Source organism: Escherichia sp. E2748, from assembly GCF_005781125.1.
Classification (GTDB): domain Bacteria; phylum Pseudomonadota; class Gammaproteobacteria; order Enterobacterales; family Enterobacteriaceae; genus Escherichia.
In genome coordinates this window covers 95,111-109,136 of record NZ_VATP01000008.1, presented here as the reverse complement: position 1 = coordinate 109,136, position 14,026 = coordinate 95,111, and the positions used below count along the sequence as shown (strand labels likewise).

Genomic DNA, 14,026 nt, shown 5'->3' with positions numbered 1-14,026 from the left:
TTTTTGACATCTGGTTGTGACATTTTTTTGACCTGAACGGCGCAGCACTCTGTGCATCCTCTCTACGCCGTCCTCACTTCAGGTAAGGCATTGAATACGTATGTATCCCGCCACCCTTAAAGAATAGCCAATGCTCTACTTAACTCCCGGTAAATCATGAAACATCTGCGCTTACTCCTGTACTACGCACTAAAAGGGGCAGCATTACGCCCCAAATTTAATGAATAAACATTACGCCAGTTGACGAAGCATCCGGCGTAGCGGCTCCGCGGCCCCCCACAGCAGCTGGTCGCCCACGGTAAAGGCTGACAGGAACTCAGGTCCCATATTCAGCTTACGCAAACGGCCTACCGGCGTGGTCAGCGTACCGGTGACGGCAGCTGGGGTTAGCTCACGCATAGTTATTTCGCGATCGTTTGGAACCACTTTTGCCCACGGGTTATGGGCCGCCAACAGTTCTTCCACGGTCGGAATAGACACATCTTTTTTCAATTTGATGGTGAATGCCTGGCTGTGGCAGCGCAACGCCCCGACACGCACACACAAACCATCTACCGGAATAACGGAAGATGTGTTGAGAATCTTGTTGGTTTCTGCCTGCCCTTTCCATTCTTCGCGGCTCTGACCGTTATCAAGCTGTTTGTCGATCCACGGAATCAGGCTACCCGCCAGCGGCACGCCAAAGTTATCCACTGACAACTCGCCGCTGCGGGTTAAAGTCGTGACTTTGCGTTCAATATCGAGAATAGCAGAGGACGGTGTCGCGAGTTCATCCGCCACATGGCCATACAGTTGGCCCATCTGGGTTAACAACTCACGCATATGTCGCGCACCACCGCCGGAAGCCGCCTGGTAGGTTGCAACGGAAACCCAATCTACAAGATCATTGGCGAATAAACCGCCCAACGACATCAACATCAGGCTTACGGTACAGTTACCGCCAACAAAAGTCCTGATGCCTTTATTTAATCCATCAGTAATGACGTCCTGATTGACTGGGTCAAGAATGATGATGGCGTCATCTTTCATGCGCAGAGACGATGCTGCGTCAATCCAGTAACCTTGCCATCCGCTCTCACGGAGCATTGGATAGATTTCGTTGGTATAATCGCCGCCCTGACAGGTTACGATGATATCGAGAGCCTTCAGCGCCTCCAGATCAAAGGCATCCTGAAGTGTGCCAGAAGCACCGCCGAAGGAAGGCGCAGCCTGACCAGACTGTGAAGTCGAAAAGAAGACAGGGCGAATGGCGTCGAAGTCGCGCTCTTCAACCATGCGTTGCATGAGAACGGAGCCGACCATACCGCGCCAGCCGATAAAACCAACATTTTTCATAAGCGTTTTTTCCTGCAAAGATGTGTGCTGTATATATGTGCCGGTGTCCTCATGGCACATCTTTCACCATACAAAAAGCAGCCAAAGTCGCAAGTGAAATTAATCAATGATAGCGAAGCCATCAGTAATGCGACTTATCCTGCTTTCGTAGCACGCAGAAAGTCCACGGCAATTATCAGGGAACTTGAGTTATGAATGAAATCATTTCTGCAGCAGTTTTATTGATCTTGATTATGGATCCGCTCGGAAATCTACCTATTTTTATGTCCGTACTGAAACATACAGAACCGAAAAGACGTCGGGCAATCATGGTGCGAGAGTTGCTTATTGCTCTCATGGTGATGCTGGTGTTCCTGTTTGCGGGTGAGAAAATTCTGGCATTTCTTAGCCTGCGGGCAGAAACCGTCTCCATTTCTGGCGGCATCATTCTCTTTCTGATCGCCATTAAGATGATTTTCCCCAGTGCTTCTGGCAATAGCAGTGGGCTTCCGGCAGGTGAAGAGCCGTTTATTGTGCCGCTGGCAATCCCATTAGTAGCAGGGCCGACTATCCTCGCCACATTAATGTTGCTGTCTCACCAGTACCCGAATCAGATGGGGCATCTGGTGATTGCGCTGCTGCTGGCCTGGGGCGGCACCTTTGTTATCCTGCTACAGTCATCGCTATTTTTACGTCTGCTGGGCGAGAAAGGAGTGAATGCGCTGGAACGCCTGATGGGATTGATTCTGGTGATGATGGCAACCCAGATGTTCCTCGACGGCATTCGGATGTGGATGAAGGGGTGACGAGAGGCATTACCAGGAAGGAGCCCGGTAGTGTAAGACCTACCGGGCAAACAGACTTAACTCAACAACTGGAACGCAATCATCCCGACGATGGCACCAACAGTGCCGAGGATGGTTTCCATCATGGTCCAGGTTTTCAACGTTTCGGCTTCGGTCGCACCGGTAAATTTACCGAACAACCAGAAACCAGCGTCGTTAACGTGGCTGACAACAATCGAACCACCGGCGATACAAATCGACAGTGCCGCCATTTGCGCACCGGAGTAATTCAATTGTTCAATGACCGGCATCACCAGCCCCACCGCCGTTAAACAGGCAACGGTGGCAGACCCCTGAATGATGCGCACTGCAGCTGCCAACACGAAGCAGGTGATAGCAATCGGCAGGCCCATGCCGGTTAACGCTTCGCCCAGCGCCGGACCTACGCCAGAGTCAACCAGCACCTGTTTGAACACGCCGCCTGCACCAATCACCAGCAGAATGATCCCCGCCGGTTGCAGCGCGTGACCGCAAATCTCCATCACTTTGTCTTTTGGCATGCCCTGACGCATTGCCAGGCCATAAATCGCTACCAGACAAGCAACCAGAATCGCAGTAAACGGATGACCGATAAACTCAAACCATTCGTAAGCAGTTGATCCTTCTGGTACAAAACGCGCAGCAATGGTTTTAAGACCTACCAGCACCAGCGGCAGCAGGATCAGCGACAGGCTGAATCCAAAAGACGGCATTTTGCCTTCGCCGAGATGCGGTTCGCTGATATCGTCAGGAATATGCAGCTCAACATAACGGCTGATGAAGTTACCCCACAGCGGCCCGGCGATGATCATCCCCGGAATTGCCGCACACAGGCCAATCAGGATCATCCAGCCAAAGTCGGCGTTCATCTGCGATGCCAGCAGCATTGGCGCTGGTCCAGGCACCAGAAATGCAGCCGCTGCCGCCACGCCTGCGAATAATGGGATTACCAGTTTCACCAGGTTCGTACCGGTGTGGCGCGCCATCGAGAAGGCAACGCTAATCAGCAGAACAATCGCCACTTCAAAGAACAGCGGTAGCGCGCAGACCAGCCCCGCAAGGCCGATGGCATAATGCGCGCGGCTGTGACCGAAGGATTTGAGCATTTTGACGGCAATCTGATCGACTGCGCCGGTTTCATGTAAGATCTTGCCAAACATGGCTCCCAGGGCGACAACCACCGCCAGGAAGCCGAGGGTGCCTCCCATCCCTTTTTCCATCGTCGCTGCGATTTTATCGAGCGGCATACCGGAAAAAAGGCCAGCCCCCATAGACACCACCATCAAAGCCAGGAAAGCGTGCATACGCGCCTTCATGACTAAAAACAGCAGCAGTAAAACAGACCCTACTGCTGTTAAAACAAGCGTTAATGTAGTCACTACTTATTTGCCTTTTTTAATAACCTCAATGGTGCTTGCCACAACACCTTCCAGCGGTTGATCGATATCCACCACCAGTACATCGGTTTCGTCCGCACCCGGCTCCTGCAGCGTTTCAAACTGCGTCACCAGCATTTGGGTTTTAAAGAAATGGCCTTTGCGCGCTTTCAGGCGGCTTTCAATCACATCAAAATCGCCTTTCAGGTAGATGAAAGAGAGATTCGGATTACCTTCACGCAGCAGGTCGCGATAGTGTTTTTTCAGTGCAGAACAGACGATCAACGACACTTTATTGGTACGCTGCATGGCAAACGCGGCGTCGTTCAGCGCCTGCAACCACGGCTTGCGATCGTCGTCATTCAGCGGTTCACCAGACGCCATTTTTTCGATATTGCAGCGCGGATGGAGGAAATCGCCATCAAGAAACGCGGCATGAAGTTGATGCGCCACTTCACTTGCAACCGCAGATTTGCCGCTGCCTGAGACGCCCATCAGAACGTAAATGTGGTGATCATGGTTAGTCGTGCTCAAAGTGGTGCCCCCACAATACAAGAATTAAAAATGTTACGGGTAACTGTTATCGGTAACATTGTCCAGCCGGACAATATCAGAAGCAATATCCATCCGTGCCTTAAGTGTATAAGTGTGAGCTACTTCAAATTTGTAGGCTTAAATAGATCCGCCCGGTGACAAGGTGAAACCTAAATCTAACATTTTCGGTGTCACAGATTCGCCACGAATACGCGCCAGCAGGCGTTCAGCGCCAATACTGCCCATCCGCTCACGCGGCGTCAGCACGCTCGCTAACCGCGGCTCCATCACCTGACCAATGTCATGACCGTGGAAACCGGCAATCGCCATATCGTCAGGAACTTTCAATCCCAGACGCTGACATTCAAACGCCGCGCCGACCGCCAGGTCATCGTTGGTACAGAACACGCCATCCAACTGCGGATATTCCCGCCGCGCCTGGCGAATCAGTTCAATACCGGAAGAGTAAGAAGAAGATTGCTCAACCATCACGCTATACGGCACCAGACCTGCATCCAGCATCGCCTGTTCGTACCCCTTCTGTTTGATGATAGTACGTTCGTCGAGACGTGCGCCGAGATAGGCAATGTGGCGATGCCCGCGAGCAATAATGGCAGCAGTCATCTGGCGTGCCGCTTCAAAGTTATTAAAACCGACAGCGATATCAAGGCACGGCGACTGGCTGTCCATCAGTTCCACCACGGGAATACCCGCCACTTCAATCATCTTTAAGGTGCGCGGCGTGTGGGTACGTTCGGTGAGGATCAGGCCGTCGATATTCCAGGAGAGCATGGATTCGAGGCGTTCTTGCTCCATTTCCGGTTTATAACCGTAGTGCGCCAGCATGGTCTGATAACCGTGCGCGTCGGTGACGCTTTCGATTCCGCGTAATACTTCCGCGAAAACCTGGTTGGTGAGAGAAGGTAACAGGACGCCAATCGCCCGGCTGGTGGCGTTAGAGAGGATATCGGGCGCACGATTGGGAATATAGCCCAGTTCATCAAGAGCGGCGGCAATCTTGCCGCGTAGAGCGACGGAAACCTGCTCCGGGTTGCGTAAAAAACGGCTGACCGTCATTTTGGTCACGCCTACACGGTCAGCCACATCCTGAAGTACGGGTCTTTTCTTTTTCATCGTCCTGAAAGGTACAAAAGGGATAGATTCCTTTAGTTTACCACGGACGCATCACAACCTTCCCGATTCCTCGGGAAGGTTGTGAGATAAATTTAGACTGGCGGTAAATCGAACAGCAGGATTTCACTATCGCTATCGGCATGGATGGAAATCGCCTGCTCATCCCAGATTGCCAGACCATCGCTGGTCGAGGCTTTCACGCCGTTAATAGTGACATTACCTTTCACCACCTGGATCCAGACGCGGCGTTCAGCGGCAATCTGATGTATCGACTGCTCATCTTTTACCAGCGCCCAGCGGTACAGTTCCATATCCTGATACACTTTCAGCGAACCGTCACGCGCATCCGGCGAGAGCACCAGCTGTTTGCCCTGCACGGCATCGAAGCGACGCTGTTCATAACGCGGCGTAATACCGTTTTCTTCTGGCATGATCCAGATCTGATACAGGTGCAGACGCTCGGTGCTGCTTGGGTTGTACTCTGAGTGACGAATCCCCGTACCCGCACTCATAATCTGGAATTCACCCGCCGGAACCTGCTCTTTATTGCCCATGCTGTCCTGATGCTCAACAGTACCTTCCAGCACGTAGGTCAAAATTTCCATATCTTTATGCGGGTGAGTGCCAAAGCCCTGCCCTGCTTCAATCACGTCGTCGTTAATCACGCGTAGCGCGGAGAAGCCCATAAAGTTCGGATCGTAATAGTTGGCAAAAGAGAAAGTATGCCAGGAGTCCAGCCAGCCATGATTTGCATGACCACGTTCATTTGCTTTGCGTAAGTAGATCATTTGTATTCGCCCCCTAAATGATTTCGATGGGCTTAGTGTGGACCCGATCTGCCTGGGATGATAGAGGGTGAAAATTGACCCCTCTGTTCAAAAAAATTGAACTATTCGAGGGGCCATCAAACTTACTTCGCGAGAGTCACTGTGGAGGGAGAGGCTTGCTCAAATCCGCGTTCAAGGATTTCCAGATTGGTAAGAGCTTCAGATTCCTTGACATAATTTGGCGCACCGCTGGTGATGGTTTGGTACAACGCATCATAAACGCGCCCATAATCGCCCATCTCCGGCTTCATCTCTTCTCTGACCGTCACACCCTCGTCATTGACATACTCCAGCACACCGACCGAATCATCCGCTGCGAATCCCGGTTCGCCCGGCATAATATTAGCCTTCAGGCTGGTTTCCTGCTGGTCGATACCGTATTTAATAAACGAACCTTTCTTACCGTGAACGATAAATTTCGGATAATCGATTTTCACCAGATGACTGGTTTTAACGATCGCTTTCAGGTCGCCATAAAACAGCTGCGCTTCAAAGGTGTCGTCAGGATTGGCTTTATTACGCAGACTGCGGATGTCATAAGCGACGTGATCCGGGCGACCAAACAGCGAGATAACCTGGTCCAGGGTATGCACACCAAGCCCATAGAACGCGCCATCCTGCGGCAGTCCAGGTTTGGTTTCTGCCACCGGGCGGTAATAGTCAAAATGGCTTTCCACTTCGACAATCTCTCCCAGCTTGCCGCTTTCAATCGCTTTTTTCGCCGTCAGGAAGCAGGAATCAAAGCGACGATTCTGATACGGCGTGACGGTCAGCCCTTTACTTTTCGCCAGCGCAAACAGCTCTTTCGCCTGCGCAAGCGTCGGGGTGAACGGTTTTTCGACAAGTACATTTTTCCCGGCTTCCAGCGCGCGCTTCGCGTACTCGAAGTGGCTGTCCGCGTGGGTGCAGACGACAACCAGCTTAACATCGGGATCGTTTAACACTTCGTCGAGATCGCTGGTGAAATGAATATGGGAATAAATGGGAGCCTGTTCTTCCGGCTTCGCATGGCGGCGAAAAATATGCGCGACATGCCAGCTATCCTTGCGGTTAAGTACATACGGAAGATGGTAACGGGTGGTGCTTTTGCCGAAGCCAATAAAGGCACAGTTGATGACCATGATTTCGTCCTTTTTAAGGTGGTTATTTACACCTTAGCGCAAAGCGGACGCGGTTCCTATGCCTGGGCTTCAGTACGTCAGATTGTTGGCAAAGTGCACTTTGATCATGCCGGATGCGGCGTGAACGCCTTACCTGCCTACACAAAATGGCATCGGTTTGTAGGTCTGATAAGCGTAGCGCATCAGGCAATTTTGCATTTGTCTCGACACGAGGAACACTTCACGTGGACAAAATGGCAAACAAACCAGTACGAAAGCAAAAAAAAGCCAGCACCCGGCTGGCTAAGTAATACTGGAAGCAATGTGAGCAATGTCGTGCTTTCAGGTTCTCCGCGAGGGTCTTCCTGATCGCGATACAATAATAATCATTCTCATTCGCACTTGTCCAACACTTTTTGCAAAAAAATGCATTTGACTCGTATTTGAAAGTCAATGATGTTGAAAGGGACATTTACCCGAAAGAGGACAGAGGAATGAGTGAGATAGTAATACGCCACGCAGAAACGCGCGATTATGAGGCCATTCGGCATATCCACGCCCAGCCGGAGGTGTATTACAACACACTACAAGTGCCTCATCCTTCAGAACATATGTGGCTGGAACGACTCGCCGATCGCCCCAGCATCAAGCAACTCGTCGCCTGTATTGATGGAACTGTAGTAGGTCATCTCACCATTGATGTACAGCAACGCCCGCGCCGCAGTCATGTTGCCGATTTTGGTATCTGTGTCGACGCCCGCTGGAAGAATCGCGGCGTCGCCAGCGCCCTGATGCGAGAGATGATTGAAATGTGCGACAACTGGTTGCGGGTAGATCGTATTGAACTAACGGTGTTCGTCGATAACGCGCCAGCAATTAAGGTCTATAAAAAATTCGGCTTTGAGATTGAAGGGACTGGCAAGAAGTACGCATTGCGTAATGGTGAATATATCGATGCGTATTATATGGCGCGGGTGAAATAGAGAATTTGCAATCTAAGTTTGTCATTTAAGCCCTCACCTACCAGGAGAGGGCTTAAGATATTAGTACCCTGCTGTTAAATCATCCACCGAGCGCGGGTCGGATGCGCCGTACAACTCACCGTCAGGCCCAACCATAATGCTTTGTGTACTGCCCATCGCCTCTTTCAGCGCCACTTTCTGACCTTTTGCTTCCAGCAGCTTGATCGTATCCGGGCTAAACCCCTTCTCGACACGCAGCTCGTCCGGCAACCACTGATGGTGGAAACGCGGCGCATTGGTCGCTTCGGCGACGTTCATCCCATAATCGATGCTATTTACCACCATTTGCAGCACAGTGGTGATAATCCGGCTACCGCCAGGGCTACCAGTCACCAGCCAGGTTTTACCGTCTTTCACCACAATAGTCGGCGACATCGACGACAGCGGACGTTTGTTCGGCCCGACGGCGTTGGCATCACCGCCCACCAGCCCGTAAACGTTCGGCACGCCCGGTTTGGCGGAGAAATCATCCATCTGGTTATTGAGCAAAATACCGCTCTCACCCGCGACAATGCCCGTACCGAAGGTGGTGTTCAGCGTATAGGTCACCGCCACCGCGTTACCGTCTTTATCCACTACAGAGTAATGGGTAGTTTGATTACTCTCATAAGGCGCAAGCTTGCCAGGGCGAATCTCGCTGGACGGCTTCGCTTTATTGATATCGATTTGCTCGGCAATAGATTTGGCATAGGCTTTATTGGTCAGCGCCTGCCACGGGACTTTGACAAAATCCGGGTCGCCAAGATATTCCGAGCGGTCGGCGTAGGCATATTTCTCAGCTTCTGCCATGATTTGCATCGCATCGGCGCTGCCAAAGCCGTATTTCTGCATATCGAAGTTTTCCAGAATATTGAGGATTTGTACGATATGAATCCCGCCGGAAGAGGGCGGTGGCATGGAGTAAACCTGATACCCGCGATAATCGCCGCTAATCGGTGTGCGTTCTACTGCTTTATACGCGGCTAAATCTTCTTTCGTAATCAAGCCACCGTTTTTCTGCATCTCCTGAGCGATCTGCTCCGCTATCGTGCCTTTATAGAATTCATCCGGGCCGTTTTCGGCAATCATCTCCAGGCTCTTTGCCAGGTTCGCCTGCACCAGCTTGTCGCCCTTTTTCAGCGGTTCGCCCTCTTTCCAGAAGATAGCTTTGCTGTTTTCGTGATTCGGCAGCACTTCGCTACCGTAGGTTTTGAGATCGTCTGCCAAAGCGTCGTTAATGATAAAACCATCGCGTGCCAGTTTAAACGCCGGTTGCACCACTTTGTTCAACGGCATGGTGCCGTATTTATCCAACGCCAACGAGAAACCTGCTACCGTACCGGGCGTGCCGGAAGCCAGATGCGAAGTGAGTGATTTTTTGCTGTCCGGGTTGCCCTGATCATCAAGGAACATATCGCGGGTCGCTTTGGCGGGCGCCATTTCGCGGAAATCGATAGCCGTGGTATTGCCATTTTTCGAGCGGATTAACATAAAACCACCGCCGCCCAGATTCCCTGCCTGCGGATGCGTTACCGCCAGCGCGTAGCCCACCGCCACGGCGGCATCAACGGCATTCCCGCCCTCCTTGAGGATATCCACCCCCACCTGAGTGGCAGTAGCATCTACAGACGCCACCATCCCCTGCTTTGCGCGTACCGGATGGAAGACATCTTCCTCCACACCATAAGAAACAGGTGGCGCGGCTGCCGCACTAAAACAACATCCTGAAAGCAAAGCTGCAATCGCCGCCCGGCGTAAAAACGTCGGTTTTATCATCGTTATTCTCCAGTTATGTGTGGGGCAACCCCAGCTAAGCCTGGTATATAACTCTGAATTAATCATCGTTTTGCCGGGAAGCGAGTAAACTTAAAGGATATCTTCAGAGGAGGATACGCGATGAAACGACTTCTGCTTTTGACGGCACTCCTGCCGTTTGTCGGCTTTGCACAGCCCATTAATACTCTGAATAATCCTAACCAGCCGGGGTATCAGATCCCCAGCCAGCAGCGGATGCAAACTCAAATGCAGACTCAGCAAATCCAGCAAAAAGGGATGCTGAATCAGCAACTGAAAACTCAGACGCAATTGCAACAGCAGCATTTAGAAAATCAGATTAATAGCAACTCTCAGCGGGTATTGCAGTCGCAGCCAGGGGAGCTAAATCCTGCCCGGCAGCAAATGCTGCCCAACACCAACGGCGGGATGTTAAACAGTAACCATAATCCGGATAGTTCGCTAAATCAGCAGCATATGCTGCAAGAGAGGAAAAACGGCGACATGCTGAATCCGCCCAGCACGTCGCAGCCTGACATTCCGTTGAAAACTATTGGGCCGTAAAGTTCGGACCAATCACATCAATCGCATCGGTACAGATGCAATCCACGCCCCAGCGCAGCAACTCTGCCGCGCGCTGGGGTTTGTTGACGGTATACACCAGAATCCGCAGTCCAGCGTCTTTCAACTGCATCACTCGCGCTTTATCGAGCAACTTATGATTGAGATGAATAGAGACGCAGCCCAGCCGCGCGGTCAGTTCGCGCCAGTCGTCGCGCCACTCATCAAGCAATAAACCACGTGGCAGTTCCGGTGCCGCCAATTGTGCGGCTTCTAAAGCATCAATCTCAAACGATGACAGCAGCGGCGGCGTCATACCTGCCCACAGTTCGCGCGCCGCCAGCGATACCATTTTGCCCGTTAATGGCCCGGTGCCAGTGGTGGGCTTGATTTCGATATTCGCCATCATCCCATGTTCGCGACAGCGTTCCGCCACCTGCGAAAGCAACGGCAGCGGCTCACCTTTAAACGCTTTGCTGTACCAACTGCCCGCATCCACGCGCAGTAAATCCTGCCAGTTCAGCTCGCCCGCAACGCCCCAACCGTTGCTGGTACGTTCGAGATTATCGTCATGGAGCAGGAAGATCTCGCCATCTTTCGATAACTTCGCGTCAAATTCGATCATCTTATGACCGTATTTTGCCCCTACGTCGATTGCCGCCAAGGTGTTTTCCGGGGCCAACTTACCGCCGCCACGATGAGCGACGATGCGGGGATAAGGCCAGTTACTCATACTCGTTGTCCTGTTTCACCATCAAAAAGATGTAGCTGATTTTCCGGCAGATGCAGCCACAGCGTGCTGCCTGCCGTCGGGCGCTCCTGATGCGCCAGTCGCACCACCAGCTTCTGTTCGCCCCAGCGTCCGTGTGCCAGATTATCAGCGCCGAGGATCTCCAGCGTGTCCATCACCAGTGGCACGCCGCCTTCTGCCTGCGAACTTAGCGCAATATGTTCCGGGCGGATACCGAGGGTCATTTTACGCCCGGCATACTGGCGATAGTAACCGTTTAGCGGCAGCGCAATACCGCCATCCAGTTCGAAATGCGTGCCTTCGTTATTCACGCGGCCAGCCAGTAGGTTCATCGCCGGGCTGCCGATAAAACTCGCCACAAACAGGCTGGCGGGCTTTTCGTAGACTTCAACTGGCGTGCCAATCTGTTCGGCAACACCGCCGTTCATTACCATCACTCGCTGGGCGAGGGTCATCGCTTCAACCTGATCGTGGGTAACGTAGAGTGAAGTTGTTTTCAGGCGACGGTGCAGTTGTTGTAGTTCAAGACGCATCTGCACGCGCAGCTTGGCATCGAGGTTAGAGAGCGGCTCATCAAACAAGAACACCGCCGGCTCACGCACAATCGCGCGCCCCATCGCCACACGCTGGCGCTGACCGCCGGAAAGCTCGCGCGGGCGGCGCTTGAGCAGGCCGTCCAGCTCCAGAATACGCGCCGCTTCTTTAACGCGCTCGGCGATTTGCTGCTTGCCCATGCCGCGGATTTTCAGCCCCCACGCCATGTTCTCCTCAACGCTCATATGCGGATAGAGCGCGTAGTTCTGGAATACCATCGAAATTCCGCGATCTTTCGGCTCCATTTCAGTGACACGCTTGCGGTCGATCCAGATATCGCCCGTCGTTACCCGCTCCAGTCCGGCCACCATTCGCAATAACGTCGATTTCCCGCAGCCAGACGGCCCGACCATCACGATAAATTCACCATCCGCCACATCAAGGGTCAGCGGTTTAATGACCTGGGTTTTGCCATCCCAGCTTTTGGTTACTGCCTGTAATTTCAGTCCTGCCATCTTATTTCTCACTATCGACCAGGCCGCGCACAAAGGCACGCTGCATCACTAAAACAATCACTACTGGTGGGATCAGGGTTAACAACATCGCCGCCATCACCGAGTTCCATTCCGTTGTACCTTCGCCAGTGGCGATCATCCCTTTAATCCCTGCCACGGTGGTGCCGAGATCAACGTCGGTAATAATCAACAACGGCCACAAATACTGGTTCCAGCCGTAAATAAAGGTGATCACAAACAGCGCCGCCAGATTGGTTTTTGACAGCGGAAAAACGATGTCGCAAAAGAAACGTATTGGCGACGCGCCGTCGATCCGCGCCGCTTCCACCAGTTCATCCGGCAGCGTCATAAAGAACTGGCGGAACAGGAAGGTAGCGGTCGCCGAGGCCATCAGCGGCAGCGTTAAACCAGCGTAGCTGTCGAGCATCTTCAGGTTGGCGATGACTTCCACCGTCGGGAAGATACGCACTTCAACCGGCAACATCAGGGTGATAAAAATCATCCAGAAGAAGAGGTTACGTAGCGGAAAACGAAACCAGACAATGGCAAATGCCGAGAGCATCGAGACGGTAATTTTGCCGAGCGTAATGCTGAACGCCATCACAAAGCTGTTAAGCAACATCCGCCAGAACGGCGCGCTATTCGTGCCGACCCCGTTCACCCAGATATTGTGGATGTTTTCCAGCAGATGCGTGCCGGGAATAAGCGTCATCGGCGCGGCGTAGACTTCTTGTTTATCCAGCGTCGCCGCGACAAACGCCACGTACAGCGGGAAGAGGATCACCGCGATCCCGAGGATCAACATGGTATGGCTGAATATTGTCAGCCACGGACGGTTCTCAATCATTGGTAACGCACCTTGCTTTCAACATAGCGGAACTGCACCACCGTCAGCACGATGACGAGGAACATCAACACCACCGACTGCGCGGCAGACGAAGCCAGATCCAGTCCGGTAAAGCCTTCGCGGTAGATCTTATAAATCAGCGTCGTGGTGGCCTGAACCGGCCCGCCGGACGTGGCGGCGTCGATCACCGGGAAGGTGTCGAAGAAGGCGTACACCAGGTTCACCACCAACAGGAAGAAGCTCACCGGGGCGATAAGCGGCAGCGCAATCTTAAAGAAGCGGCGAATTGGACCTGCGCCGTCGATGGCTGCGGCTTCAATCAACGAACGGGGAATGGATTGCAGCGCGGCATAGAAGAACAGGAAGTTGTAGCTGATTTGCTTCCACACCGAGGCAAATACCACCAGAAACATCGCCTGACCGCTGTTTTGCGCATGGTTCCAGTCGTAGCCGAACTCTGCGAGAAAATGAGTGATCAGCCCGCGACCGGGGTTAAACAGGAAGATCCACAATACGGCGGCAACGGCGGGAGCCACGGCATACGGCAGCAGCATTAAGGTTTGATAGAAACGGCTGCCGCGCACGATGTACTCCACCAGCGCCGCGAAGAACAACGACACCAGCAAACCGCTGACGGTGACAAAGGTGCTGAATTTTATCGTCGTCCAGAAGGAGTCGAGATAGTAGCTGTCATGGAACAGCGTGACGAAGTTATCCAGGCCGACAAACTGGCTGGAGAAACCAAACGGATCGACGCTTTGTAGCGAGTACCACAACGCTTCGCCCGCAGGCCAGATAAAAAAGATAACGGTGATGATGAGCTGCGGCGCGACCAGCAAATAAGGCAGCCAGCGCGAGCGAAACACCGGACGGGATGATGACATTACGGTTAATTCCTGAACTGTGCCGGATACGCTTCGCTTATTCTGCCTACA

At 52.7% G+C, this 14,026-nt stretch carries 14 protein-coding genes; 3 read left to right on the top strand and 11 right to left on the bottom strand.

What is annotated here, in order from left to right; translation table 11 throughout:
- Nucleotides 1–231: 231 nt before the first annotated feature.
- On the bottom strand, nt 232–1,335 hold the full coding sequence (asd, locus tag FEK42_RS09660; RefSeq protein ID WP_135493062.1) for an aspartate-semialdehyde dehydrogenase: 1,104 nt from the start codon (nt 1,333–1,335) through the stop codon (nt 232–234).
- Between the two features lie 191 nt (nt 1,336–1,526).
- Between asd and yhgN the strand changes: the two genes are divergently transcribed.
- Complete coding sequence (yhgN, locus tag FEK42_RS09655; protein ID WP_130217718.1) at nt 1,527–2,120, top strand: NAAT family transporter YhgN; 594 nt, start codon at nt 1,527–1,529, stop codon at nt 2,118–2,120.
- A 56-nt stretch (nt 2,121–2,176) separates the two neighbouring features.
- Here the strand turns inward: yhgN and gntU are convergent, their stop codons facing one another.
- From gntU to FEK42_RS09630, 5 genes are all read right to left on the bottom strand, one after another.
- Nucleotides 2,177–3,517, bottom strand: coding sequence for a gluconate transporter (gene gntU, locus FEK42_RS09650; protein WP_000210111.1), 1,341 nt, complete (start codon nt 3,515–3,517; stop codon nt 2,177–2,179).
- A 3-nt stretch (nt 3,518–3,520) separates the two neighbouring features.
- Nucleotides 3,521–4,048, bottom strand: a complete 528-nt coding sequence (gene gntK, locus FEK42_RS09645) for a gluconokinase (protein WP_000108320.1) — start codon at nt 4,046–4,048, stop codon at nt 3,521–3,523.
- Between the two features lie 138 nt (nt 4,049–4,186).
- The gene (gntR, locus tag FEK42_RS09640) at nt 4,187–5,182 is read right to left on the bottom strand and encodes a gluconate operon transcriptional repressor GntR (protein ID WP_135493063.1); all 996 of its coding nucleotides are present in this window, start codon (nt 5,180–5,182) and stop codon (nt 4,187–4,189) included.
- A gap of 92 nt (nt 5,183–5,274) precedes the next feature.
- On the bottom strand, nt 5,275–5,970 hold the full coding sequence (gene yhhW / locus FEK42_RS09635; RefSeq protein ID WP_000639820.1) for a quercetin 2,3-dioxygenase: 696 nt from the start codon (nt 5,968–5,970) through the stop codon (nt 5,275–5,277).
- Between the two features lie 122 nt (nt 5,971–6,092).
- Nucleotides 6,093–7,130: an oxidoreductase gene (locus tag FEK42_RS09630; RefSeq protein WP_135493064.1), complete on the bottom strand. Its 1,038-nt coding sequence runs from the start codon at nt 7,128–7,130 to the stop codon at nt 6,093–6,095.
- Nucleotides 7,131–7,603: 473 nt separating this feature from the next.
- Here FEK42_RS09630 and yhhY point away from each other — a divergent pair, with 473 nt between their 5' ends.
- A complete protein-coding gene (yhhY, locus tag FEK42_RS09625) occupies nt 7,604–8,092 on the top strand; it encodes an N-acetyltransferase (RefSeq protein WP_130209054.1) in 489 nt (162 codons plus the stop codon).
- A gap of 60 nt (nt 8,093–8,152) precedes the next feature.
- Here the strand turns inward: yhhY and ggt are convergent, their stop codons facing one another.
- Nucleotides 8,153–9,886: a gamma-glutamyltransferase gene (gene ggt, locus FEK42_RS09620; RefSeq protein ID WP_130209056.1), complete on the bottom strand. Its 1,734-nt coding sequence runs from the start codon at nt 9,884–9,886 to the stop codon at nt 8,153–8,155.
- A gap of 120 nt (nt 9,887–10,006) precedes the next feature.
- On the opposite strand from ggt, the gene FEK42_RS09615 reads away from it, so the two are divergent.
- Nucleotides 10,007–10,447 carry a DUF2756 family protein gene (locus FEK42_RS09615; protein ID WP_130209058.1) on the top strand — a complete coding sequence of 147 codons (441 nt, stop codon included), beginning with the start codon at nt 10,007–10,009 and terminating at the stop codon, nt 10,445–10,447.
- Here FEK42_RS09615 and ugpQ read toward each other — a convergent pair.
- The 4 genes from ugpQ to ugpA are packed head-to-tail and all read right to left on the bottom strand — an operon-like array spanning nt 10,434 to nt 13,975.
- Nucleotides 10,434–11,177: a glycerophosphodiester phosphodiesterase gene (gene ugpQ, locus FEK42_RS09610; RefSeq protein ID WP_135493065.1), complete on the bottom strand. Its 744-nt coding sequence runs from the start codon at nt 11,175–11,177 to the stop codon at nt 10,434–10,436. The genes FEK42_RS09615 and ugpQ overlap by 14 nt on opposite strands.
- The gene (gene ugpC, locus FEK42_RS09605; protein ID WP_135493066.1) at nt 11,174–12,244 is read right to left on the bottom strand and encodes a sn-glycerol 3-phosphate ABC transporter ATP binding protein UgpC; all 1,071 of its coding nucleotides are present in this window, start codon (nt 12,242–12,244) and stop codon (nt 11,174–11,176) included. Before ugpC ends, ugpQ begins: the two co-directional genes overlap by 4 nt.
- A gap of 1 nt (nt 12,245) precedes the next feature.
- The gene (gene ugpE / locus FEK42_RS09600; RefSeq protein ID WP_135490447.1) at nt 12,246–13,091 is read right to left on the bottom strand and encodes a sn-glycerol-3-phosphate ABC transporter permease UgpE; all 846 of its coding nucleotides are present in this window, start codon (nt 13,089–13,091) and stop codon (nt 12,246–12,248) included.
- On the bottom strand, nt 13,088–13,975 hold the full coding sequence (ugpA, locus tag FEK42_RS09595) for a sn-glycerol-3-phosphate ABC transporter permease UgpA (RefSeq protein WP_000099289.1): 888 nt from the start codon (nt 13,973–13,975) through the stop codon (nt 13,088–13,090). The genes ugpE and ugpA overlap by 4 nt, the downstream gene beginning before the upstream one ends.
- Nucleotides 13,976–14,026: the final 51 nt, after the last annotated feature.